Annotated in this window: 28 protein-coding genes and 1 pseudogene; 7 read left to right on the top strand and 22 right to left on the bottom strand. The window is 68.0% G+C overall.

Features of this window, described 5'->3' with window-relative positions:
- Positions 1–154: 154 nt before the first annotated feature.
- From GC106_RS34255 to GC106_RS34240, 4 genes are all read right to left on the bottom strand, one after another.
- Entirely contained in the window at positions 155–934 is a 780-nt protein-coding gene (locus GC106_RS34255; protein ID WP_173139173.1) for a M48 family metallopeptidase, read from the bottom strand.
- Entirely contained in the window at positions 931–1,809 is an 879-nt protein-coding gene (gene dprA / locus GC106_RS34250; protein ID WP_173139171.1) for a DNA-processing protein DprA, read from the bottom strand. Before dprA ends, GC106_RS34255 begins: the two co-directional genes overlap by 4 nt.
- Positions 1,810–1,880: 71 nt before the next feature.
- Positions 1,881–2,681 (bottom strand): DUF8317 domain-containing protein, encoded by an 801-nt coding sequence (locus GC106_RS34245; protein WP_173139169.1) that lies wholly within the window; start codon positions 2,679–2,681, stop codon positions 1,881–1,883.
- Positions 2,682–2,723: 42 nt separating this feature from the next.
- On the bottom strand, positions 2,724–3,194 hold the full coding sequence (locus GC106_RS34240; protein WP_173139167.1) for a hypothetical protein: 471 nt from the start codon (positions 3,192–3,194) through the stop codon (positions 2,724–2,726).
- 428 nt (positions 3,195–3,622) lie between these two features.
- Here GC106_RS34240 and GC106_RS34235 point away from each other — a divergent pair, with 428 nt between their 5' ends.
- Together GC106_RS34235 and GC106_RS34230 are read left to right on the top strand one after the other, a co-directional pair.
- Positions 3,623–3,781 (top strand): hypothetical protein, encoded by a 159-nt coding sequence (locus tag GC106_RS34235; protein WP_158894562.1) that lies wholly within the window; start codon positions 3,623–3,625, stop codon positions 3,779–3,781.
- 99 nt (positions 3,782–3,880) lie between these two features.
- Positions 3,881–4,444, top strand: coding sequence for an antibiotic biosynthesis monooxygenase family protein (locus GC106_RS34230; protein ID WP_173139165.1), 564 nt, complete (start codon positions 3,881–3,883; stop codon positions 4,442–4,444).
- Between the two features lie 15 nt (positions 4,445–4,459).
- Here GC106_RS34230 and GC106_RS34225 read toward each other — a convergent pair whose 3' ends face one another.
- Positions 4,460–5,905, bottom strand: coding sequence for an MFS transporter (locus GC106_RS34225; protein WP_312873102.1), 1,446 nt, complete (start codon positions 5,903–5,905; stop codon positions 4,460–4,462).
- Between the two features lie 101 nt (positions 5,906–6,006).
- Between GC106_RS34225 and GC106_RS34220 the strand changes: the two genes are divergently transcribed.
- Complete coding sequence (locus GC106_RS34220) at positions 6,007–6,609, top strand: TetR/AcrR family transcriptional regulator (RefSeq protein WP_173139163.1); 603 nt, start codon at positions 6,007–6,009, stop codon at positions 6,607–6,609.
- Between the two features lie 85 nt (positions 6,610–6,694).
- Here GC106_RS34220 and GC106_RS34215 read toward each other — a convergent pair whose 3' ends face one another.
- Positions 6,695–8,128 carry a SulP family inorganic anion transporter gene (locus tag GC106_RS34215; RefSeq protein ID WP_312873101.1) on the bottom strand — a complete coding sequence of 478 codons (1,434 nt, stop codon included), beginning with the start codon at positions 8,126–8,128 and terminating at the stop codon, positions 6,695–6,697.
- Here GC106_RS34215 and GC106_RS34210 point away from each other — a divergent pair.
- On the top strand, positions 8,118–8,294 hold the full coding sequence (locus GC106_RS34210) for a hypothetical protein (RefSeq protein ID WP_173138999.1): 177 nt from the start codon (positions 8,118–8,120) through the stop codon (positions 8,292–8,294). The genes GC106_RS34215 and GC106_RS34210 overlap by 11 nt on opposite strands.
- A gap of 214 nt (positions 8,295–8,508) precedes the next feature.
- Here GC106_RS34210 and GC106_RS48270 read toward each other — a convergent pair whose 3' ends face one another.
- From GC106_RS48270 to GC106_RS49785, 3 genes and pseudogenes are all read right to left on the bottom strand, one after another.
- Positions 8,509–8,922: a MerR family transcriptional regulator gene (locus GC106_RS48270; protein WP_376777790.1), complete on the bottom strand. Its 414-nt coding sequence runs from the start codon at positions 8,920–8,922 to the stop codon at positions 8,509–8,511.
- A 71-nt stretch (positions 8,923–8,993) separates the two neighbouring features.
- A complete protein-coding gene (locus GC106_RS48265; RefSeq protein WP_312873100.1) occupies positions 8,994–9,506 on the bottom strand; it encodes an MFS transporter in 513 nt (170 codons plus the stop codon).
- 94 nt (positions 9,507–9,600) lie between these two features.
- Positions 9,601–10,161, bottom strand: a pseudogene (locus GC106_RS49785) (MFS transporter); the annotation flags it as partial.
- 177 nt (positions 10,162–10,338) lie between these two features.
- On the opposite strand from GC106_RS49785, the gene GC106_RS34200 reads away from it, so the two are divergent.
- Positions 10,339–11,028: a TetR/AcrR family transcriptional regulator gene (locus GC106_RS34200; RefSeq protein WP_173139157.1), complete on the top strand. Its 690-nt coding sequence runs from the start codon at positions 10,339–10,341 to the stop codon at positions 11,026–11,028.
- Between the two features lie 170 nt (positions 11,029–11,198).
- Here GC106_RS34200 and GC106_RS34195 read toward each other — a convergent pair whose 3' ends face one another.
- The 6 genes from GC106_RS34195 to GC106_RS34170 form a co-directional block, all read right to left on the bottom strand.
- Positions 11,199–11,669, bottom strand: a complete 471-nt coding sequence (locus tag GC106_RS34195; protein WP_173139155.1) for a hypothetical protein — start codon at positions 11,667–11,669, stop codon at positions 11,199–11,201.
- 2 nt (positions 11,670–11,671) lie between these two features.
- Complete coding sequence (locus GC106_RS34190; RefSeq protein WP_173139153.1) at positions 11,672–12,787, bottom strand: site-specific integrase; 1,116 nt, start codon at positions 12,785–12,787, stop codon at positions 11,672–11,674.
- 6 nt (positions 12,788–12,793) lie between these two features.
- The gene (locus GC106_RS34185) at positions 12,794–13,855 is read right to left on the bottom strand and encodes a hypothetical protein (RefSeq protein ID WP_173139151.1); all 1,062 of its coding nucleotides are present in this window, start codon (positions 13,853–13,855) and stop codon (positions 12,794–12,796) included.
- Entirely contained in the window at positions 13,852–15,618 is a 1,767-nt protein-coding gene (locus GC106_RS34180; protein ID WP_173139149.1) for a hypothetical protein, read from the bottom strand. Before GC106_RS34180 ends, GC106_RS34185 begins: the two co-directional genes overlap by 4 nt.
- The gene (locus GC106_RS34175) at positions 15,618–16,142 is read right to left on the bottom strand and encodes a site-specific integrase (protein WP_173139147.1); all 525 of its coding nucleotides are present in this window, start codon (positions 16,140–16,142) and stop codon (positions 15,618–15,620) included. The genes GC106_RS34180 and GC106_RS34175 overlap by 1 nt, the downstream gene beginning before the upstream one ends.
- Before the next feature lie 95 nt (positions 16,143–16,237).
- Entirely contained in the window at positions 16,238–16,945 is a 708-nt protein-coding gene (locus GC106_RS34170) for a phosphoadenosine phosphosulfate reductase domain-containing protein (RefSeq protein ID WP_217281333.1), read from the bottom strand.
- Positions 16,946–17,427: 482 nt separating this feature from the next.
- Here GC106_RS34170 and GC106_RS34165 point away from each other — a divergent pair, with 482 nt between their 5' ends.
- Positions 17,428–18,204 carry a hypothetical protein gene (locus tag GC106_RS34165; protein WP_173139145.1) on the top strand — a complete coding sequence of 259 codons (777 nt, stop codon included), beginning with the start codon at positions 17,428–17,430 and terminating at the stop codon, positions 18,202–18,204.
- Positions 18,205–18,392: 188 nt separating this feature from the next.
- On the opposite strand, the gene GC106_RS34160 is transcribed toward GC106_RS34165, so the two are convergent.
- The 7 genes from GC106_RS34160 to GC106_RS34130 form a co-directional block, all read right to left on the bottom strand.
- On the bottom strand, positions 18,393–18,776 hold the full coding sequence (locus GC106_RS34160; RefSeq protein ID WP_173139143.1) for a tRNA lysidine(34) synthetase: 384 nt from the start codon (positions 18,774–18,776) through the stop codon (positions 18,393–18,395).
- A 177-nt stretch (positions 18,777–18,953) separates the two neighbouring features.
- Positions 18,954–19,112 carry a hypothetical protein gene (locus GC106_RS34155; protein WP_173139141.1) on the bottom strand — a complete coding sequence of 53 codons (159 nt, stop codon included), beginning with the start codon at positions 19,110–19,112 and terminating at the stop codon, positions 18,954–18,956.
- 544 nt (positions 19,113–19,656) lie between these two features.
- A complete protein-coding gene (locus GC106_RS34150; protein WP_173139139.1) occupies positions 19,657–19,881 on the bottom strand; it encodes a hypothetical protein in 225 nt (74 codons plus the stop codon).
- 79 nt (positions 19,882–19,960) lie between these two features.
- A complete protein-coding gene (locus tag GC106_RS34145) occupies positions 19,961–20,767 on the bottom strand; it encodes a hypothetical protein (RefSeq protein WP_173139137.1) in 807 nt (268 codons plus the stop codon).
- The gene (locus GC106_RS34140) at positions 20,724–21,092 is read right to left on the bottom strand and encodes a hypothetical protein (RefSeq protein ID WP_173139135.1); all 369 of its coding nucleotides are present in this window, start codon (positions 21,090–21,092) and stop codon (positions 20,724–20,726) included. Before GC106_RS34140 ends, GC106_RS34145 begins: the two co-directional genes overlap by 44 nt.
- A 266-nt stretch (positions 21,093–21,358) precedes the next feature.
- Positions 21,359–21,640 (bottom strand): hypothetical protein, encoded by a 282-nt coding sequence (locus tag GC106_RS34135; protein ID WP_173139133.1) that lies wholly within the window; start codon positions 21,638–21,640, stop codon positions 21,359–21,361.
- A 143-nt stretch (positions 21,641–21,783) separates the two neighbouring features.
- A complete protein-coding gene (locus GC106_RS34130; protein WP_173139131.1) occupies positions 21,784–21,957 on the bottom strand; it encodes a hypothetical protein in 174 nt (57 codons plus the stop codon).
- Positions 21,958–22,042: 85 nt separating this feature from the next.
- On the opposite strand from GC106_RS34130, the gene GC106_RS34125 reads away from it, so the two are divergent.
- Positions 22,043–22,432 (top strand): hypothetical protein, encoded by a 390-nt coding sequence (locus GC106_RS34125; protein ID WP_173139129.1) that lies wholly within the window; start codon positions 22,043–22,045, stop codon positions 22,430–22,432.
- Positions 22,433–22,453: the final 21 nt, after the last annotated feature.

Genomic DNA, 22,453 nt, shown 5'->3' with positions numbered 1-22,453 from the left:
TGCTCGTCGTGCCGGTCACACTGACCCTCACACCATGTTGTATCACGCTGTAGAGGACAACACTCCAGCTCCACACCTGCTGGGGCGTCATGTCGAGACCTGGCCAGCGGCCCGCTCGACGCGACGCCCCGCCTACTAGGCGGATCACTGCCACCTATGACCTGCGGCTTCTGTCGCCGAGCCAGGCGTGGCGGCCGACCTCGGCGAGTTCGGTCCGTCGCCGTTGCCAGTCCGGCATCCAGAGGTACATCTGCCGCTTCCAGGCGCGGCCATGAGCTGCTCCGCTGGGCTGGGTGGCGTGGGCCTGTTCGTGGACGAGCACATACTCGATCAACCGGAGCGGCAGGCCGAACACGGCCCAGTGCAGCGTCGTCGTGTGCTTCGGCGGTCCCTCGTAGATGCCCCAGCGGCGCCGTCCGAGGTCGCGAACCGCGTAGTTCAGGCCGGTGATGTGGCCGTCCAGTTCGTACTGGCGTCCCTCGCGGCGCAACCAGGCGAGCCCGACCTGCTGGTACAACCCGATCACTGCCCGGCGGACCAGCTCTGGTCGCTGTCTCCGCGCGGACAGGACGCCGTCGGACGTGATCACAGGCAGCTGTGCGGCACCCGCGGGCGAGGCGTCGACGAGCCGGAGCCGGTAGCGCCGGCCGAGCAGGTCGAACTCCTCGCCCTCGACGAACTCCTTGACCGCGTGATCAGGGGCCAACTGCGTGGCGGTGGCCACCTTCTCGGTGATCCATCCACGACGGCTGCCGACAAACCGCGCAACCTGCTCCGGGGCGGCCGTCGGCGGGATCAGCACAGCGACACCTCCTCCCGGATTGACCTGGATGCCGGTCGTACGGCGCCGCGGACGGATGGCCACCTCGACCTGCCACTCAGGCGGCAGGTCGAGGGCGGCCAGAGCGGCCAGGAAGGCGTCAGGGCCGCTCATCGCACTCCCTCCTGGTAGTTGATGTGCTCGACCGAGCTGGCCACCGTGGCCACGCCGGTGCGCAGCAACTCGTTGACGCCCTTCGACGTCACGGAGTGGATCGGTCCCGGTACGCCGTAGACCCGCCGGCCGAGCTCGCCAGCGGCTCGGGCGACGGCGAGGGCGCCGCTGCGCTGCCCTGCCTCGACGATCAGGGTCGCCGCGGTGAGAGCAGCCAGCAGCCGGCACCGCGCGTGGAACCGGATGCGGGTCGGTCGTGTGCCGATCGGGTACTCGCTGACCAGCAACCCGCCCTGCTCGACCACCGCCTGGTAGAGCCGGGCGTGCTGGTGCGGATGGGTCCGGTCGACCCCGTTGGCGAGCACGACGATCGTCTTGCCGTTCGCGGCCAGTGCGCCGCGGTGCGCTGCTTCGTCAACGCCGAGGCTGCCGCCGCTGAGGACGGTCACGCCGGCACGGGCGAGTTCGTAACTGACGTCTCCCGCGACTGTGTTTCCGTACTCCGTCGACGCGCGGGCGCCCGTGACGGTGACGGCGAGGTTGGTGAGCTCGGCCAACGAGCCGCTGCCGCGCACCCAAAGCGCGAGCGGGACGCCGAAGCTGGCCAGACCCGTCAGCCGTCCGAGCGGCCAGTCGTCGTCTTCGGGAGTGACCATGCGCGCCGTGCCGCTGTCGAGGGCCCGCAGGTCGTCGTCGATCCGCGCGTCAGGCCGGGTGACCTCGCTGAGCACGGCGGCGGGGGCGGTGCCGTGCCGGATCTGCGCGACGGCGTCGACCGGCCCGTGGACGGCGACATAGTGGTGAAGGGCGGGTGCGGGTGGTTCGGCCGCGTGCAGCAGGAACAGGCGGGCGTGCAGTTCGTCGTGTGAAAGCATGGTTCAACTCCTCAATGGGTCGGGCGTGCTCGGATCGGTGGGCTTCGCAGGTGCGGTTGGCGCTGGCCCGGCTAGGGCTCGGTGCGGTCGTGCAGCGGGATGGGCAGGCTGTGACCGATCAGCTCGCGCCAGCGCCCGTCACCGGTGTGGAGGTGAGCGCCGGAGGCCATGAACCACTTGCCGGGCGGGGCGTCTGCCGGGCGGGCGACGTAGCGGCCGTGCTGGAACAGCAGGTAGACGCCCGGCGCGTCGTCGGAGGGTTCGGAGATCCGGGCGAAGGCGGGCAGCGTCCGGTCTTCCCCGACGCCGAGGATCGTCACGTAGCGGACGCGGGAGGACAGGCCCTTGTTGGGGCAGTGGATCGGGCCGGTCAGGATCTCCGCGCGCAGTCCTTTCCGGATCACCGGGACCTCGATGACGCCATTCCCTACTTCGGGGATCTGGTCGAGTTCCGTGATGCCCCACGGTGTCTCGGTGTAGGCAGCCAGAAGCCGGTAGACCGGGACGTAATCGGCTCCATGGCGCACAGTGGCTTTGGCCTTGGCGGGCAGCCGGGCCAACACCGTCTCGCGCAAGCGACGCGTCCAATCGTGCGCCTCGCTGGTGTGCCAGCCGATCGTGCCGCTGGTCTGGTACTCGTAGCACTCCAGCAGGCACAGCACGGCGATCGGGTGCAGCGCGCGGTCGGTCACCGCCGCGACGTAGTCCGGCGGCTCTCCGTCCTGTTGCTCGACGTCGCGGTGGGGTCGGTGCTGCTGACGCAGCATCTGGCCGACCGGGGTGAGGTCGTCGAAGACGCCGATCAGGCCGAATTGCAGGCCGGCGTTTACGAGTCCGTCGATGTGCGCAGGGTGCAGGTCGAACCGAGACATGGCGATATCCCTTCGAAGAGAACAGAAATTTCGGTGAGGGGTTCAGGCCGCGTTGCTGCGGCCCTGGCCCTCGACGAGGGCTTGCTGCACGGCGGCGACGGCCGTGTCGACGCGGCGTTCCAGCCGGGCCAGTGCCTCGTCGGTGTTGTCGGCCCAGGCGTCGGCGAAGCTGTCGAGCTCCTTGTCCTGTGCCTGGGCGGGCGCGACCGTGTAGAACTCCTCCTGGGTCGGATAGACCCCGTCGCCGCGCCTGCACAGCCATAGCCGGCGGTGGGTATCTCGATCACCATCGCGAGCCGGTGCTCCGGCGATCTCATCGTTCTTCGCCAGCGGGATGTCAACGAGCCGGCTGACCTCTGCCAGCGCGGTGTGGACAGTGCGGTGTCCACCGAGCAGGACACTGTCCACGGACCGGGCCGCGTTGGCCGGCGCGTAGTAGAGCCGGCGCACGCGGTAGATCGCCCACGGCATCGTCTTCATGCGGGCGACGGCGAGGGTGATGGGCTCGGTCACCTGGTCACGGTGAAGTCGCGTGATCAGTGACTTGCCGGGCCCGAACAGTCCCGATCGAGGGTTGAGCGCCAGACAGACGTTCGTCGACGATGTGTTGCGCCGCTTCGCTTGGGAGCGCGGCGAACCGTGCGAGTTGCTCAGGCCAGCCGGATTTGTTGCCAGCGTACGGACAGTTTCTGGCCGCAGTCGCCGTGTCTACATTGATTCGTGTCCTGGTCCAGCGGCGCGGCGGCGGATGGTGCCGGATCCTTGCTGGGCCGTCATGTGTCTCGTTTTCGTGCGACTCTCATGACGAAGATCACGAGATGATCTTACGTCGTAAGAGGGCCTCGATACTCCGCGTCGCCGGAGCCCCTTGCTCCCGCAGATTGACCGTCCGCCAGAGGGCAAGCGCAGGCGGCGCACTGCCGTCGCCTGAACGGTCCCTGGTGGCGGATGCGCTCCTGGTGGACGTGGCGGTGCCGGTGTGGGTGCTGATCGGGCTGGTGGCGGTGCTCGCCGCTCGTGCGGCCAGGAGGCGGCAGGTGGTGAGGGCACAGGTAGCCGGAAATTCCGTTGCCCTGTCCGGATCGTCCGGTATCGGATAGGACCTGACTGCACCTGATGACGAGGAGATGCCCGTAGCATTGCCGTTCCCAGTCGTCGACCGACCCGACGCCCCTACTGTTCTGGTCGCTTCCCTTGACGTGACCGATGAGCGGGTGCAACGGACGCTCGCCGAGCAACTGTGCATCGACTGGCAGCGTGAGCCCTGGCCTGCGGACGTGGTGTCGTTGACCTGCTTTCTGAGTACCGACGGCGCGAGCGTGCTGGCATATATCCAGTGCACGTCCGAGCGCCCCTCTGCCGACCTGCCCGGCTTGCGGACCCTGGGCGCGGAGTCGATCGCCTACCGGGTGTATCGCAGCCTGACTACGGCGGAGGAGACCCGCGTGCCGGGTTGCCTGGTGACCGCGTTGTTCACAGTGGACGGTCCGGAGCGGCAGCGCCGGTTCGTCGACTCGCTGATCGCCGCGCTGCCCGAGGACGATGGCCATCCGGGGGCGATCTCAGCGCACTTTCATCTCAGCCTCGACGGCGGCTGGATGCTCAACTACACCGAGTGGACTTCCCAGGAGGCGCACGGTGAAGTTGCGGCGAGTGGCGCGCACGACGACCTGCACGACCTTTTGGCCAACACTCCTGGAGTGCTGCCGCTCGGCGGCAAGCGCTATCACCTCCACCGCAGCCTCACCGCACCTGTGGGTTAGCCGATCCCGTGGTCCTCAGCGCGTCGGCTCGGGTGATCGGCGTTCGTCGCGCTGGGACGGCAGGATGCACGCCAGCGAGGCGACGACCACCATCAGTGCCGCGATCACCACGAACGCGCGGCTGTAGGCGGTGGCAAGCGCCTCTGGCGTGGCGGTGTGGCTGCCGGCGACGGTGACCAGGATGGCCAGGCCGAGCGCGCCGCCGACCTGCTTGGCGGTGTTCATCAGCCCGGACGCGGCACCGGCGTCCGAGGTGTGGACACCGGAGGTGACGGTGGTGGTGATCGGCGTGTTGAGCAGACCACCGCCGATGGAGAACACGATCGCCGGCCCCAGGATCCCGAACAGGTACCCGCTGTCCGGCGTCAACTGGCTCTGCCAGACGAACCCGGCGGCGGCGAGCAGCGCGCCGATCGCGATCAGCGTCCGGCTGTCGACGCACCGCATGAGCCATGGGGTGACGCGAGCGGCGACCAGGATGGTGACCACGGTGTGCGGCAGGAACCCGAGACCGGTCTGCAGTGGGCTGTAGTGCAGGACGTTCTGCATGGACAGGGTCAGAAAGAACCACATCGGGTTGAGACAGGCCCCGGCCAGCAGCATCACCACGTTGCCAAGGCTGATCGCCCGCGCCCGGAACAGGCGCGGCGGAATGACCGGGACCGGGGCGAAGCGCGCCTCGACCACGACGAACCCCGCCAAGGCCGCGACCCCGGCCAGCATGCTCACGACCGTCACCGGGGCGCCCCAACCCTCGGCGTGGGACTGTGCGATGCCGTAGGTCAGCGCGGTCAGGCCCAGCGTGGCCAGGACCGCGCCGGCCATGTCGAGCCGTGGCCGCGCCGTCGGACGGTCGTGCCCCGTGATGAACCGCAGCGCCAGCACGATGGCTACCGCACCGATCGGGACGTTGATCAGCAGGATCGACCGCCAGGACAGGTACTCGGTGAGCACGCCACCGAGGAGGTTGCCTGCCGTGCCGCCCGCGACCCCTACCGCGGTCCACAGCGCCAGCGCGCGGGTGCGCCGAGTGCCTTCGGGAAAGGTGCTGGTGAGGACGGTCAGCGTAGCCGGGGCGAGGATGGCCGCGCCCAGACCCTGGACCGCGCGGGCGGCAATGAGTAACCCGGCCGTGTCGGCCAGACCACCTGCCAGGCTCGCGCCGGAGAACAGCGCGAGCCCAGTGAGGAAGACCCGTCGGCGGCCGTAGAGATCGGCCAGGCGCCCACCGAGCAGGAGCAGCCCGGCGAACGTCAGCGCGTAAGCGTTGACCACCCATTGCTGACTCGTCTCGTCGAAACCGAGCGACCGCTGGATGGACGGCAGGGCGACGTTCACCACGGAGATGTCGAGCACGACCATGAACTGCGCCGCGCAGGCCAGCGCCAGAACCACCTGCGGGCCGTGCCGTCCGGCCGTCCGTAACGTCGGATCGACGGCATGGGCGTCGCGATACCCCACAGCACCTCCAGACTCACTGCGTCTGCACCTACACTTAATGGTACCGCCGTATCAGATACGCTTGTACCACAATAGCGGTGAAACGGAGGAAGGACGTACCGGTGCCGAGGACCGTCGATCACGCGGAACGTCGCGCCCGCATCGCCGAGGCTCTGGTTCGGGTCGCCGCCCAGGAGGGGTTGCATGCGGTCACGATGCGCGCGGTGGCCGCCGAATCGGGGGTGTCGCTGCGGCTGGTCCAGTACTACTTCGACACCAAGGAACAGTTGCTGCTGGGCGCGCTGCGACACCTGGAGCAGCAGAGCCGTCAGCGGTGGGCGGCACGCGTGGCCGAGCTACCGAGCCCGGTGCCGCCGCGCGCCTTCGTCGAGGCATTCCTGACCGAAGCACTGCCCACCGACGAGCAGAGCCGAACCTTCCATCTGGTCGGCACCTCGTACGCGGTACTGGCGATGACTGACCCCAGTCTGACCGCGGAGCCGTTTATCGCCAACGTGGATGACCTTCAACGGCAACTCGCCGACGCGCTGCGGCAAGCGCAGGCTGACGGGCAGGTGGCCGCAGGCGTGGACGTCTCGGTGGAGGCGGCACGTCTGGTGACACTCAGCCATGGCCTGGGCACCAGTGTCCTTATAGGACAATATGATGTGGACGGTGCGATGACGGTGCTCCGCTACCACCTGGACACCCTGTTCCGGCGCTGACAGCGACGACAGTGCGGTCGTTCCGCCACGGAACTCGCGTGAGCGGCGGCCCGTGACAGCCGCCGCTCACGCGTGGTGCGTGTTGTCAGTGGTTGGCGGCGAGCTCGCCGGTGAGCCTGCCGTGCATGGTGGCGCTGTGCTCGTTGAGGCCGACGATCTCGACGCTCTTGCCGCGTGCCTCGTACTTGGTGGTGATCGCATCGAGTGCGGCGACGGTGGAGGCGTCCCAGATGTGGGCGTCGGTCAGGTCGATGACGACCTTGTCCGGATCGCCGGTGTAGTTGAACTGGTAGACCAGGTCGTTGCTGGAAGCGAAGAACAGCTCGCCGGTGACGGCGTAGACGACCTGGGTTCCGTCGGGGTCGACCGCGGCGGTGACGTTGACCAGGTGCGCGACCCGGCGGGCGAAGATGATCAGGCCGGTGATCGTGCCGACGATCACGCCGATGGCCAGGTTGTCGCTGGCCACCACGACGGCCACGGTGACGACCATGACGGTGATCTCGCCGGTCGGCATCCGCTTGAGCGTGGCGGGCGCGATGCTGTGCCAGTCGAAGGTGCCGAACGCGACCAGCACCATGACCGCCACCAACGCGGCCATCGGGATGTCGGAGACCAGCGGCCCGAAGGCGATGCACAGCACCATCAGGAACACCCCGGCCAGGAACGTCGACAGTCGTGTCCGGGCGCCGGCGGTCTTGACGTTGATCATGGTCTGGCCGATCATCGCGCAGCCGCCCATGCCGCCGAAGAAGCCGGTGACGATGTTGGCGATGCCCTGGCCGATGGATTCTCGGGTCTTGTTGGAGTGGGTGTCGGTGATGTCGTCGACCAGTTTCGCGGTCATCAGCGATTCCATCAGGCCGACCAGGGCGAACGCGAGCGCGTAGGGCGCGAGCAGGGCGAGGGTGTCCAGGGTGAACGGCACCTGCGGCAGGCCGGGCACCGGCAATGAGGTGGGCAGGGCGCCCTTGTCTCCGACGGTGGGCACCGCGATTCCGGCGGCGATGGTCAGTGTGGTGAGCGCCACGATCGACACCAGCGGTGCAGGGACTGCCTTGGTCAGCCGGGGGAACACCAGCATGAGCGCCAGGCCGCCGGCGAACAGCGGGTAGACCGGCCACGGCACGTCGATCAGTTCGGGGACCTGCGCCATGAAGATCAGGATGGCCAGGGCGTTGACGAACCCGACCATCACGCTGCGTGGCACGAACCGCATTAGCCGGGCGATCCCGAGCGCGCCGAGCACGATCTGGAACAGTCCGCCCAGGATCACCGCGGCGATCAGGTAGCTCAGCCCGTGTTCCCGGGCCAGTGGGGCGACCACGAGCGCGATCGCGCCGGTGGCCGCCGAGATCATCGCTGGCCGGCCTCCGACGATCGAGATCACCACGGCCATGGTGAACGAGGCGAACAGCCCGATGCTGGGGTCCACCCCGGCGATGATGGAGAACGAGATCGCCTCCGGGATCAGCGCCAGTGCGACCACGAGGCCGGCCAGGATCTCCGTGCGGGCCACCTTCGGTGACAGCCACGACGGCCTGGTCCACCGCGCACGGGGCAACGACAACGACGAGGATGAGGGCACGCGACAACCTGACGTGTTCGGCGCCGAGCTGTTCCCGGCGCAGGGCGGGCCACGGCACGCCGACAAGCAAACAGCCTGCTGCCTGTCGATGCCGTGACGAGGACTGAGGGGTACAAGGAGCGGCACTGCTCCTGGGTGGCGGCGTATTCGAGTGCCGCCTCGAACGGCGCTCGCTATTTGGCCTGGGCGGGCCGCGAGCCACCGCAACTCGACCCTTACGTTAGGGCAGAGTTGTTCGGCGCGTGTCACCGCTACCGTGAAGTGAGGTCGAGATCACGATCATGGACCGGTCGCGGGTGCGGCCGAGCGGTTTAGGGAGACTGCGGCAGGGCCGAGCCGGTCTGCCGTCGATGGGTGGTGAGCTGGGTGTGCAGTAGCGCGGCGAACTCCTCGGCGACCCGCAGCTTGGCCCGAAGTTCCTCGCATGCCTGTTCGGCCGTGGCGCTGTACTGCCGCAGCCGCGCGGCCGGGTCGTCCAGCGGTGCGTCGTGCGGCAGCGGGTCGAGGATGGCCAGCAGTTCACGCATCTCGTCCAGTTGGAACCCGAGCGGTTTCATGCGCTTGATCAGCAGCAGCCGCTCAACGTCCGGTTCGATGTAGAGGCGGAACCCGCCCTGGCTGCGCGCGCTGGGTACGACCAGGCCGACTTCCTCGTAGTAGCGGATGGTGCGCAGCGACAGCCCGGTGCGCTCGGCCACCTCACCGATCTGCATCTGCTCGCCCACGCCGCGTCCCTTTCGTCGATGACACCCCACCGTACTGATGCGGTCCGCTGGTCCAGGCGTCGAGGCGGTGGCTACGCGGTGTCTCGAGACACTCCCATCTCGGCGTCCTGCTGAGCTTCGCCGCGGTGGCCTGCGTCGTCCTCGGCGTCCGCGCCGATCCGCCGGGCGAGTACGACTGCCAGCAGGATCGCCGATACCGCGCCGGCCACCAGGAAGCCGGTGGTGGTCGAGGTCGCCTCGATCAGGGGGCCGAACAGCAGCGGTGAAAGGAATTGGCCGGCGAAGATCGCGGTGCCCGACAGCGAGGCGGCGCGGCTGCGGTAGTCGGCGCCGGCCGCCTGGTCGACCAAGACGGTCGCTACCGGGAACAGGATCCCGTTGCCGATGCCGAACAGCGCGGGCGCCAGCAGCAGGACGACCGGCTGGGTGACGGTGGCGTAGATCAGGAACCCGGCCAGCGCGGTGATCAGGGCGGTACGCAGCAGCGCCGCGTAGCTCAGCCGCGCCCGCAGCCGGCCGTAGACCAGGCCGACCAGGCTGGTGGTGATCGCCGCGCCCACCACCGCGTAGAGCGACACCAGCACCGGCGCCCGGATCCCCGATCTGCGCCAGTCGCTGCGGCAGGAAGATGGCCAGCACGTACATCTGCACCGCGATCACGATCCACAAGCCGTACCAGCCCAGCAGCGCCGGCCGCCGGCGCAGCATCCCGATCATCCCGGCCGCCTGGGCATCCCGTGGCCGCTCGGTCGTGTCCGGCAGCGACCACACCGCCAGCAGCGCGAGCGGGAGGCTGATCAGGTAGACCGCGAATGTGGCGTGCCAGGTCAGCCCGCCGAGCACCCCGCCCAGCAAGGGCCAGACCAGGCCGCCCACGCTGGTCGCCGTCGAGCGCCAGCCCATCACCCGGTCGCGCTCCGCTCCCCGGTAGAAGGCGAGCATGGCGACGGTGGTGCCCGTGAACACCGCCGCCGCACCGACCCCGAACACCAGCCGGCTGACGATCAGCGCCGGGTAGGAAGTGACAACCAACCCGGCGCCGCCGCCGAGCGCGTAGACGACCAGCCCACCGATCATCGGGCGCCGGATACCCCACCGGTCAATGGCCCGCCCGAACACCGGGCTTGACACCGCGATGGCCAGTCCGTGTGCGGTCAGGATGAAGCCGGCCAGGGTGCCGCTCACCCCTAAATCGCCCCGGATGAGTTCGAGCACCGGCACGATCACCGCGCCGCCCATCACACCCAGCGTCGACGCGGCCAGCAGGACCACCAGAGCGGCCCTGCTGCCCGCGTGCTTACGCGCGTTCAACTGCATCTCCACCCCCAATCAAGAAGTGCCACTCAGTGGCATAGTAGTTCAAGGGGCGTTCGCTGTCGAGAGGCAATGGGTGCGGAGGGGCGCTAGACTGGGTGTATGACGATGTCGACGCCCACGCCGGCCGAGCGCGCCCTACCGCTGCGGGAGCGTAAGAAGCTGCGCACACGCAAGGCGCTGGCCGACGCCGCCCTGCGACTGTTCCTCGACCGAGGCTTTCAGGAGACGACCCTCGACGAGTTGGTCGACGCCGTGGAGGTCTCCAAGCGCACCTTCTTCCGCATGTACGAGTCCAAAGAGGACGTCGCCATGGCCGCCGAACTGGAGCTGTGGGACGCCTACGTCGCCGAGGTCGCCGCCCGCGAACTCCACGGCCCGGTACTCGACTTCCTGCGCGAGACCCTCGTCGCGGCGATCACTGGCCTCGGCGAGGATTGGGACCGGCGGTTCCTTGCCACCCGCGGTCTCATCGCCCGCACCCCAGTGCTGTGGGACCGCAGCCTGCTGCGATCGATCACCGTCCAAGCGAGACTGGTCAACGAGCTGGAAACCAAACTCGGCGTCGATAGTCGCGACGATGTACGACTACGCCTGCTGGGCGAGGTGTCCCTAGCTGCTTGGCGCTGCGCCGCCAAGAACTGGATCTCCGGCCGCGGCTACGACGGACCACAAGGCCCCCGCGAGAAGCTCGGACACTGGAAAGGCCCCGGCGGAAGCACTCAGCTGATCCGCCGGGTCGAAGACGCCTTTCACGCCATCCCCGACAGCCTCACGCTCACCGCACCCTGATCGCTCAGCCTGAACGCCGTGATCAACCACGCGACGTTCTACCGGTCTGGTTGCCTTCGGCCCGGTCGGGGTGGCCACCTGTGCGCCTTCGCAGTGCGTGCTCTTTGGCGGTCGGTGAGTTGGCCAAGGGACGAGGTCGGCACAGGCGAACGGTCAGGCGGAACCACGGTTCACGAGTCGTCCGGCGCCGGCGCCCCGGCTCTGTGATCACGGACTGCCGACAGGTCGCGGATCTTGCTCGTGCTGGCCACCGCGGTACGAAGACGTGTGATCTCCTCGTGCTGGGCGGCCAGCTGCGAGAGCGCCTGGGTGCGAAACGCCGTCAGGTCGGCGTTGTCCTGTTCCTTGCTCGCCAGTCGTTCCTTGAGCTGGCGGACTTGTTCCTTCAGCCGGTCGATCTGGGCGTCCCGCGGATCGGCGATGACGCCGGCGTCGCGGAGTTGGTCGCGGCGGCGCTCGAACTCCTCTTTCAGGTGGAGGTAGGTGGTGTAGAGCGCGGAGCGGGTGACACCACTGGTGTTCGCCAGGGTTTTGACGTCGCATTTGCCGCCTGGTGGGATCTCCCCGCGCAGCAGCCGGTCCAGCGCGGCCCGGATCGCCGCTTCGTTCTGCGCGCGGGTGTGGTCGTTCAGCCGCCCCACAGTCAGTTCGCCTCCTCGTCGGCGTCCACCGGAGTGTTCGCGGCGTCGATGTCAGCCAGGACTCGTTGCGCGCGGTCTCGTTGCGCTTCCAGCCGAGCGCGCTCGGTCTTCTGGGAGCGACCGAGGTTGCCGAGGAATACCGTTGAGCTCCGGACTGCCTGTTCCCACACGGGCCGGTGGCAGGGGTGGTGCGTGGCTTGTGGGCATCGGGCCGAGTCACACATGCCGATCAGCGGCCGATCCGCGGTCGGGGTGCCAGCCAGCCGCAGGCACAGCGCTTTGCCGGGGTCGGTGAACCAGCAGTAGTTCGCCACGCCGAGGTGCAGGGTCTTGGCGCGCTTGGCCAGCATTCGGCGGAGTTCCTGGTCGTTGAGGATGATCTTCGGTGCCGCGCGTTGCTCGTCGGTGAGTTTGCCGTCGACGGCGTCGAAGAACTCGATCAGATCATCGGCGTGCGGTCCCGAGGGCCGGACACCACGCTGGTAGTTGTCGATCTCGCCGAGGATCAGGCCGAGGTTGCGTTTCTGTTCCTCGGCGCCGACTTCGGCCAGGAACTTCGCCTGGGCGCCGCCGGGCCGCCCGGCGTAGCCCTCGGTGGTGACCACACTGATGTGCTTCAACGCCACCTTCGCGGCCAGCAGCCCACCCGGCCGATACGCAAGCTCGATCGCGAGGGTGCGGCGCAGCATCCGCAACTCCACCGGCGCCTCGGGGATCGGGGCGAGCCCGAGCCGCTGCCCCGACGGGCCGTTCACCCACTTTCGGAACGTCCCGTAGGTGTTCTTGAACACCGTCCGGCCGAACAGCAACGCGCCAGGCCCGGCGTCGGCGTCCAGCAGCTGCTCGGCGAGCGCGACCGCCCGATGCACCTCCCCGACGACCACCCACTCGTCGGCCTCGCCGCCGTGACCCCGGTGCTTGATCACCTTCCCGGCCAGCCGGTAGCGGACCAGGCCAGGAGCATTGCGCTCGGGCGGAAGCCGACATCCCAGTGCGAGCTCGAACAGTTCGCTGGAACGCATGCCCGTCGCGGCGGCGACCACCAGCAGGCAGGCCGTGCGCACGACGTCGGGCAGAACGCGGGCGTGGCGCTCGGACAGCGGCAGTGTCCAGGGCACGTCGCCCTAGTCGTCGGCTCGCGCGACGAGCGTGGCGTTGCGGCCGATCGGTTCGTCGATCCCCACCTGGGCCACTGCCCGCTCCAGCGCGGGCCGCAGGACCGCCAGCCATTCGCCGCGGAAATGACCGAAGCCGGCCTCGGCCGCGACATCGCGCAACGAGATTCCCCATAGCGGGTCGGACTCGTCGACGGCGTACCGCGTGATCGGCTCGATGCGCGACGGAACGCGGTTGAACGGCCTGCCCTCGGCCACACGCCGGTTGATCGCCTGCAGCAGCACGCCCCATCCCGGACTGCGTGGCTCGGGCAGCCGGTTGACCCGCTCGCGCTCCGCCTTGACGCGGCGCATCAGCGACACCACGTGTGGGCCGAGCGTGTCGACGACGTAGAGCGCCGCGGCCAGAATCGGCTGGAGAACCTCGATCGACACCGGGGGTGTGCTGTTCTCGGCGGGTGTCTTCAGGCCGGCAACCGCGACCGCAGCCTTCCCGCCGAAGGGCCGGAAACCGGCTGGGTAGCGGTCGGTAGTGAACAGGTCGCGATACTGGGCGAGGCCGGCCACCACCTGGGCCGCGCCGTTGACCGCTCCGCGTTTCTCGACGATCGCGCCGTTCTTGTCGTGGCCGGTGCGGCGGTAGGCGATGTAGGAGTCGCAGAGGTGATCGTCGACCTGCGCGAGCTGCGTGACGCCGTTGTCGGTCAGCCAGTTCAGCCAGCGGATCAGCTCGTAGTGCTTGTTCACGCAGGCCGCGACCGTGCGAGCGACGCGGAACGCGCTCGGCAGGTTCCGCACCGCTTCGTGGGTGGGAATCATCAGCGCGACCAGGTACTCCTTGGCGACGATCCTCCACAGTGGATTGCGGATCGCGGCGAGGTTCCAGCGCTTGTGCGACGCGGCCATGTAGGCGGCCAGGTCGGTGACCGGGTTGAAGTCCCAGACGTCCTGGTCGAAGTTCGGTCCTGCCGCGCCGGGCGCGACGGTGATGCCGATCTCGCGACACAGATCCATGCCCGCGAACGGGGACCTGCCGATGACCTGGTAGGCGGCGGTGACGGGTGAGGTCATGAGGTAGTGCGTTCCTCCGGGAGCAGGGGCAGTTCAGCGTCGGTGTCCGCGACGTCGCGGGCCGCCCGGACCAGCAACTCCGGGTCGCGGTCGCGGAAGGCGGCGAGGATGGCGTCGATGCGCTGGGCGTAGGGGCCGAAGAGCACCATGAACTGTGCGGAGGGCAGTTGCTGCCACTGGCGGGCGAAGAACGCCTGCATGCGCAGCAGGTTCACCGCGTGCCGGGGCGTGAAGATCGCCAGCGGGCAGAGCAGACATACCCACGGCCGGGCTGGGCACGGCTTGCCGACCGGACCGTGCAGGCCGGACAACTGGTCGGCGCACGCCGCCACGAACACGTCCCGGTTCGCGGTGTTGACCAGCTCGGTGACCGTCGTGTCGTGCAGCCCCATCGCAAGGATCACGTCCGGGAACCGCTCGACAAGCTCCGCAGTGGACTCGGTACTCAGCACGATCGGCGGCTGAGCCTTGCGCAGCAGGTCCGCCTGGCTGTTCTCGATGATCGTCTCGACCGCGTCGCGCTGCGCCGGGGTAGTCGCGGTGAGGTAGTTGTCACCCTCGACCGCCGGCGTGTGATTGGGGTCCACGGTGGACCGGGTGCTGCCGAACCAGGACTTGCGGTCCCGCAGCGAGCTGAAGGTCGTGCGGATACGGCGCCGGTCGATCCGCAGCGGGCCGCCGTCGTCCGCGACCAGCGCGAGACCGGCCGCGGTCAACGCCGGATGGCCGCGTTCCGCCCACTCGGCGACCTGCCCGGACGTGAATGGCACGGTGGCGACGTCGTCGTAGCGGCCCGGAACGTATCGGGTCCACAGCTTCGCCCGTGTCTCCGGCGGGGCCAGGTTCCGGGTGGGCGCCGAGTGCTCCAGCCACTGCTCCACCAGCCGCACGGACCGCCGGTTGAGGGTCACGCTCTCGGTGGCGGTGCGGCCCTTGAGGTAGCCCAACAGGATCGTGGCATCACCGGTCCAGTCCAGGTCCTCGACACCGAGAGCTTCGATGCCGTCCGGGACGACCCCGATGTAGGTCCCCAGCAGCAGCCGATACGCCAGCGCTACGTTGGTGTCGACGAACAACGCCGTACACGCCCTGGGCAGAAACTCGATACACGCCTTGCCCGCCGCGGAGCCGTGCTCCCGGTCGAACGCGGTCCACGTCACCGGTCCGTGCTGCCCGAGCAGCCAGCACAGGTTGTCGAACGACCAGCCGTACTCACGCGGATCACGGCCACGCTCGGCCGCGGCCAACGCCGCACGGTGCTCGGCGAACGTGGCACGGATGATCGCGCGGCACACCTGCTGCAACCGCTGCCACTCACCTTCGGTGTAGGGCACCGAAGGGCGCTTGTCCCGGCGGCGCTGCGGGTTGAAGTGGCGCCCGCCGACCAGCGCACGCACGTCCGGCCGCAGCACGAACGTTTCTCGGTCCAGCGCGGCCACCATGCGGCGGGTCTTGTACTCGCGGGCGTTGCCGGCGCTCATCCAGTACTCGGCCAGCCTCGCCCGAGACAGGTCGGCCGCCCCGCCAGTGTGGCCGCGTTCGGCCAGCTCGGCCACGAATCGGCGGATCGCGGTGACGTACTGCTGGAAGGTCTTCAGCTCGTCGATCGGTCCGTGAGGATGGACCAGGTTGCACAGGCCGATCAGCATCTCGCGGGCCAGCTGCGGATTGCAGGTCTTTCCGATGTACACCGTCGCGGTGGTGCGCCGTGCGGTGGACACAAACTCGATGCCCAAGGGCTCGTCGATCAGTTCCGCGGGCATCAGATAGCGTCCTCGAACTCATCGGAGAACTCGTCGTCGGCTTCGCGTTCGGCTGCAGCGATCTCCGCGAGCCCGTGCGTCTGGCCTGCTCGTTCATAGGCGTTGCGGTAGATCCGCGTCATGTCCAGCCGACGCAGATACGCCTCGGTAGTCAGTACCGAGGAGTGACCGAGCAAGTCCCGCAGCACCATCAACGGATCCGCTTTGGACAGGTACAGAGCCAGCGCAGCGTCCGCGTCGGTGTCCTTGACCAGCTTGGCAGCCTGGGCGTAGTAGCCCTCGACCAGCATCTCCAGTGTTCGGATCGCGAACGAGTGCCGAAGGCGGTGCGGATTGACCGTCGGAAATCGAGGCTCGAACCGGTCGCGGATGCGATCCGACGCACGCTCGAACACCGTCGCCCACGCAGTGAAGGGGCCGCCGTCACCGCGCACTGCGACCAGCATCGACCCACCGCCCGGGGCGACCAGGCGCAAGCGTTCGGCCGGTCGCAACGCCGCCCACCGCACCCGCTTGCCGTTCACTCGGCCCCCGACCCCGTCGGACGCTGTGACCAGCAACGGCTCACCGGCCCTCACCGGAGGCCGCCACGCGGAGCCTTCGACCGCGAGTGGGCGAGTTAGGTCGAGATAGTGGTGTACCTCGACCAGCGCGTGTCCCGGTGGTCGGCCGGCGCGAGGCCGACTGCGGTGGGCACGCCGAGGTCGACGTCGGTTTCGGTGAACAACGTGCCGGTGCCGAGCGTGATCTCCTCGCCAACCGTCGGCGTGGTGGGCGCCAAGGCCCGCGCGATGTCGCCACAGTGGCCAGAGCGACGTGTCTCGACCACGACGGCGACGAGTCGTCCAGGTCGGCCGACGGGTGCGTTCTCGAACGAGACGTAGTCCTCGGCGTCCGGGCCGGTAAGCAGGAACACGGTGCCGTAACGGTCGGATTGGCGCTCGAATCTCGGCCACCACAGTTGGCCCTGGCCGAGCCCGATCGTGGCTGCCCCCTCGCTGTGTTCCGCGGTTGCGGCTTGCTCGGCGGCGGTGATGATCTCGGCCATGGACTGGTCGTTGCGGAACCGGTGCCCGATCTCGGCTTCCAGTTCGGCATACTCGGCAGCCAGTGGCGGACGGAGTTGTGCGGCGCGCACGAGATCCGCGCGGCTGCCGAGCACACAGAGCGAGCACGACAGGCGGGTCATGCCCTGGTCGTAGGCCGGGTGATACGGCACACCGGACGTACGAATGCGTTGCCACACTTGGCTTTCGGTCCAGTCGTGGATCGGAAGCCAAGTGTCCACAGTGCGCCGACCACTGCTGGCGGCCTCGTCACGACTCAGGCGTGCCTGCTGGCAACGAGCAATGCTTGTACAGGACGAATGCCTGCTAGCCGATGTGACTCTGAGTTACCGGGGGTGCGCGCCGGCCGGGAATCGAGAGCACGCCGGATGGTGGATGTGCATGGTGGTTCGCCAGCACTGGCCCTTGATCAGTGTCGTGCGCCGATCTATCCTGACCTGCCGGATCTCTCGCAGCCAGCTAGCATCGCAACCTCCAGAACCTCTGTCGTCGAACGTTCCGCCGCTCGACAGAAGCGGACGTCGAAGACTCGCTTCTCGCGGCATGAGCGCACCGCGGTCATTGCTGGCCGTGCTCGCAGATTGACTGGCTGGCGCAACCTGCGGCGGTGTAGCAGAGTGAGCCGCCCAGGCGATTACCATGTTGTGAGGTTCGAGTCCGACGACATTTCTATCGACGCCTGGGTACGCCCGGGAGGTTTGAACAATCCGCCGAGACACGTCGGCGGTGCAGGAGTTCCACTGTGACCCTGCATCTGTTCGACACGCAACTGGTCAGCTACGCGATCAATAAGGGTCGCGATCTGCCGTCGTTGGACGTGGCTATCAGCTCTACGACAGCGCAAGAACTCCTGCTGATCCAAAGCCCTGAGCCAACACGCAACAACTACTACATCCCGACATCGCCATCCAGCTTGCGGGCCGGGCGGCTCTTGAACATTATTCGGAAAGCCAGCCGATCCTGGCCCGGCAATCGGCGCGCCACCATGGCCATGCATCAGACGGATCGCCTGATCCTTAACTTCGGGCGCGACTATCCCGCGGTTGTCGAATACTCCCATCAAGCGGTGGCTTCCGCACTCAACCGCGGCGACTTCGGTCTGCTGGAGCACATGGCCCGCGCGTTGGAGCCGGCTCGCCACCGAGTTGTGGTCCGACGTCTACACTTTCTACTCGATCATAAAGTTCGCTGTGTGCCACTGGGACAGACATCATGTGAGACAGGATTGCACCTGTTCCAGGCGTTCGCACTGAACTTCGCTCTGAAGAACAATTTCCGCAATTCGCTCAATGACATCCTGACACTCGCCGTAGCTCAAACATCTTCCGCATTTCTCCATACGGATGATGAACTTCTGGGAAGATTCGCCAGGCTGCACTCTGCAGTTCCGGTCAACAGGGTGGAGGAGGGAATCTCCATCGACTTCACATCGCCTACGGTTCCCAGGCGGACGAATCGCGGCACCAAAGGCTACGTCAACCACGGGTGGCGAGTACGTACCTATCGGCGAGCGCATTGATCGCTTGCCATACAGACAGTCGCACACTGGATCTCCGCTCGTCGGTATGACAGGACGCTGACATAGGCCGTATCGGAAGCTGTTCGGGTGCATTTGGGCTCATGTCGGGCAGTGCTCGATCTTCTTCAGCCGTGCCCGCGACTCCTCGGCGCGCAGGCCCATGCAGTTCAGCACGCGGGCCGGACGGCCTAGATCGCCGAGCTCGGCGACCAGTTGCGTGAGAGTTTCCTTGCTGGGCCTCGCTTCTGGTCCGAAGTGCAGTAGCGAGCCGAGGCCGAAGGCCAGCGACCGCGGCGACGAACTTGGTCGAGGAGCAGTCCTTGCTCGCGGTGGCACTGTTCGTAGCGTACCCCGTAGTGCTCGGCCTGTTTACGGGCGAGTTCGCTGGTGCCGGGCCACTCGACGTGGCCGAGCGCGCAGTGCAGGACCGTGATGCGATCGAGGACTCCCACGGCCTCGGCGAGGGTACAGACCTCGTCGAGCATTGCTTGTGAGTCCTTCCCGCCGCTGCTGTTGACGAGGATGACGTCATAGGGGGCGAGGTTCGGCATTTCTGTGGTTGACGCGTGCATGAGTCACCTCTTCATCAACGTGACGCAATTTGTGTCCTGAGTGGACAATCCTGGTGTGCTGTCTGGCAGGGCGTTGATGGGCAGCCGTCATCACCGGCCCGCGCGGACGCGGGTCGATGTCGCGTGGGTGCGGGAGGGCGGTCCGGCCGTGTGGCCGGGGAACAGCGGCGCCAGGCGCTAACGGTCGGCGTCTGGGTTGCGCTGTGCCGTGGTGATGTCGCGGTGGTCGGTGGTGCGGTAACTCGTGTCGCGGTCGGTCGTCGGCGTCCAGCCCAGTGCGGCGAGCAGCGGCCGGATGCCGGCCCACCAGCCATCGGGGAACCTCCGGAAGACCATTCCTCGGCGGTGTAGCGATCTTCGTCGTCAGTGGGCCGTGGGATCACAATCGAGATGGGACGGGAGGTGAAGAGGTCGATCGTGATCACGAGAGCGCGGAAGGTGCCGCCGGGGCGCGGTGCCGACCATGGTGGCGCTGGGTGCTGCGTTGATCAGCGTGGCGTGGTACCGGGTGGCGTCACCGGGGCCCACCAAGCCCAGCGCGGGCGTTCCGTGGGAACGTTGATCTCGGCGATGAGTTGTTGGGCATGGTGAATGTCGTTGGTAGTCATGTGGTCTAGATCCTTCGGATGTGTATCAGCCCATGCAGCGCGATGCCCTCCCCCTGACGAGCTGGTGCTGGAGAGGGCATCGCGCCGATGTGGCGTAGCTGGTTGCCAGAGTGGTCAGGTGTGGCGGTGTCGCCGGATGGCGTGCTCGACGGCGTTGGTGATCGTGTCACCGTTGGTCTGCGCGCTGGCGTGCTGGTAGAGCGGCCAGGACCACACGCAGTCGCGGCCGTCGCAGTAGATGCGGACGTGTCCGTCGTCGTTTTCCTGGAGTATCAGGGGAAGGCGGTGCCGCTCGGGCTCCGGCCGCCGGGGCATGCTGCCCGATACGGTGAGACGTGAGCCGTCCTGAAATCCACGTCGACACCGCGTTCGGCGAGGTGTTGCACGACGTGGCTGACCACGTCTTGCGCGTTGACCTTGCCGACGGCCGAGCCGGGCCGGGCGGGATCTTCGAGGTAGTGGTAGACCAGCTCTTCCAGCGTTTCGACCAGAATCATCGGTTGGGCCTTTCGTGGGAAGTGGATTGGTGCGCGGGAAGGGGCGCATGCGGCCAGGAGCAGGCGATGGTTGGCGGCGCTACTTGTATTCGCGCTTCCACCTGGCTTCAACCTTGGGCGCCAGTTCGGCGCACAGGTCGTCCTCGGTGCGGCCATGTTTCGCGGCCAGCGCGGCCAGGATGAGCCGAGCGTCCTCGCGGTACTCGGCGATGGTGTCTCGGTGGTGGGCGATGCTTGCCCTGGCCAGGTGCCGGGCGTAGGCCAAGGCGTCCGCGTAGGAGCGGCGGGCGGTGAACTCGGTGTCGATCTGCCCGTACCCCTTGGTGTGCAAGGGCGTTCCGTCCGGTGCGGTGATCGCTTTCGCGGCTTTGGCCTTCGCACGTTCCGCCTTCTCCGCTTCCCGCGCGAGTTGCTCAGGGGTCTTGATCCGGCTGGGCCGGTTGCGGATGTCGACCGGCGCGCTGGGGTAACACTCGGTGCACGCGGCCTTGCCAACCTGCTCGACGATCTCGGTCTCGTCGTGCCCGGAGAGCTGGGTGAGCCAGGCGAACCGGGTGGACGGAAAGCAGGTGCGGCACGCCATGGTGCGGTGGACGTGGCCGCCGGTGTTGAGGACCAGCCAGGCGCGGGTCCAGCCGCCCCGACGCTCGAACTCCGCATCGAGAGGGCGCGCGGCGGCCTCGCACTCGACGATCGTCTGGCGGGCCTGCTCGATCCGGGGCTGCAACTCGGTCGCGTACTCGGCCATGCCGTCGTTCACCAGACGCTGGACGCGCGCGGTGAGCTTGTTGAGGGCGTCCTGGGCCTTGGCGTGCTCGATGTCGAGCCGGGCGAGTTCTTCGTCAATCTCGGACGGGGTTGCGGTGGTGGGGTCGTCGATGGGCATGGTGTTCACCTCGGAACGGGTTCGGGCCAGGCCGTGTCGGCCAGGCGGGGGTGTGGGAAGGCGTCGCCGGTGCGCCAGGCGCGGATAGCAGGCGGAATTCGCTGGTGACGGCGCGGTCGAGGTCGCGGAGGTCGATCGTGGGCCGGCCGTTGCTGCGGGCGTCGGCCCACAGGTCGAGGACCTTGGTGAGGCTGTCGACCAACAACGCGGTCAGAGCGGTGGGCGGGTAGTCCTCGGCGACCGCGGCCAGCAGGCCGGCCATCTCGGTCAGCGGCATGCCGGGGGTGGTGTAGTGATCGAGCTGGCGGACCGGCAGCGTGACCACGTTCCCGGTCCGGGCTGGGCGCCGGCCAGGGTGACCGTGCCGAGCTGGACGTCGGCGCCGAGTTGGAAGACGTAGACCCAGAAGCCCATGCGGTTGGTCGCGCGAGTGAGCGACTGGCGCGCAGGTGGCGCTCCCGTGCCACGTCGAACGCCTTGGCGCGGTTGGCGGGCACGGTGAGCACGTCGTCCAGACGGGCCCGTGACAGATCGAGGCGGTCGTAGAACTTCACGAACACGAGGGACTCCTTTCCTTGCCGTGGCGCGGTTTCACGCGCGGGTCTGGGCGAGCGCGCGGGGTGGCGGGGCGGTGGTGATCCAGCCGTAGAGGTCGAAGGCGCCGCCCTGGCCAGGCGTGGGTGGCGCGGCGGTGGCAGTAGCGCGGAGGTCCGCCGTTGCGAACTCGGTTTGCCAGGTGCGCATGCGCAACCGGTGGACGCGGATGACGAGGCCAGGACCGGGCCAAGTGGTCAGCGCGTCGCCAGCCGAGGACACGTATGCGACGAAAGTGTTCGCGCGGGTCATCGCGGGCGTTCGCGTTCGTTCGAGCACGCGTAGCAGCTTGTGGTGCCGACGGTCGGGTCGATCGCGCGGCCGGTGCCGATCCCGGTGGGGTCCGGGGTGGGCGGGTGGTCGGCAAGGACGCAGACCGGCCGTTCGGCCACCGAAGGGGCGGACCGAACGGCCGGAGGTGATCAAGGAAGGTGTCCGAACGTGGCCAGCAGCCGGGCGAACTCGGCCACCCTGTCGTGCGGGACGCGGACGGTGAACACCGAGTCGGACGCGCCGGGCCGCACGCAAACGCGGCCGTGGACGCCTACGTCGACCGTGCCGAAGTGGAAGTCGGTCGCCTGGTCTTGGCGCTGCACGCCCAGGGCGTGTCGCGACGGTCGCGGCGAGTTGCTCGCGTGCGGCGGCGATGCCGTCGCTAGCGTGCTTCTCGTCCCAGGCCGCGTGCAGCGCAGCCTCATAGTTCGGCAGCAGCCGGCGCCGGATCTCGTTGGCGATCACGTCGGGCGGTTTGCGCTGGTCCACGGTGATCTTGTGGTCTCGTTCGTGGTCCTGCGGGACGTGGTTACGCAGGAAGCCGAGATGACCGGTAATGATCAATCGGCCCTGGTCGGTCTTGCGGCCGGTGGTGCTGCCGTCGACCAGGTCAAGGACCTGATCGTTCGGTCCGGCGAGATGGGCTTCCGAGCCGTCGTTGGCCTTGCCGGTGTAGGCGCGCCACCCGGTCCCGAGGTGCTCGGCGACGGTGTGCGCGAGGTCGAGGGTGGTCATGGGGTTCTCCCGTGGTTGCTGGTTGACGGCCAGCCCGAACCGAGCTGGCCGACCTGGTGGTGAGGTGTGGCGGTAACCGGCGCG

It is taken from the genome of Kibdelosporangium persicum (assembly GCF_013280595.1).
Taxonomy (GTDB): domain Bacteria; phylum Actinomycetota; class Actinomycetes; order Mycobacteriales; family Pseudonocardiaceae; genus Kibdelosporangium; species Kibdelosporangium persicum.
This window is presented reverse-complemented; position numbering and strand designations above follow the sequence as displayed.

Bases quoted from the DNA above. Each gene is read 5' to 3' on its own strand.
- GC106_RS34255 (WP_173139173.1), bottom strand. From the start codon at position 934: ATGAGCGGCCCTGACGCCTTCCTGGCCGCTCTGGCCGCCCTCGACCTG.
- dprA (WP_173139171.1), bottom strand. From the start codon at position 1,809: ATGCTTTCACACGACGAACTGCACGCCCGCCTGTTCCTGCTGCACGCG.
- GC106_RS34245 (WP_173139169.1), bottom strand. From the start codon at position 2,681: ATGTCTCGGTTCGACCTGCACCCTGCGCACATCGACGGACTCGTAAAC.
- GC106_RS34200 (WP_173139157.1), top strand. From the start codon at position 10,339: ATGACGATGTCGACGCCCACGCCGGCCGAGCGCGCCCTACCGCTGCGG.
- GC106_RS34185 (WP_173139151.1), bottom strand. From the start codon at position 13,855: ATGACCTCACCCGTCACCGCCGCCTACCAGGTCATCGGCAGGTCCCCG.
- GC106_RS34180 (WP_173139149.1), bottom strand. From the start codon at position 15,618: ATGCCCGCGGAACTGATCGACGAGCCCTTGGGCATCGAGTTTGTGTCC.
- GC106_RS34160 (WP_173139143.1), bottom strand. From the start codon at position 18,776: ATGCACGCGTCAACCACAGAAATGCCGAACCTCGCCCCCTATGACGTC.
- GC106_RS34155 (WP_173139141.1), bottom strand. From the start codon at position 19,112: ATGGTCTTCCGGAGGTTCCCCGATGGCTGGTGGGCCGGCATCCGGCCG.
- GC106_RS34150 (WP_173139139.1), bottom strand. From the start codon at position 19,881: ATGATTCTGGTCGAAACGCTGGAAGAGCTGGTCTACCACTACCTCGAA.
- GC106_RS34145 (WP_173139137.1), bottom strand. From the start codon at position 20,767: ATGCCCATCGACGACCCCACCACCGCAACCCCGTCCGAGATTGACGAA.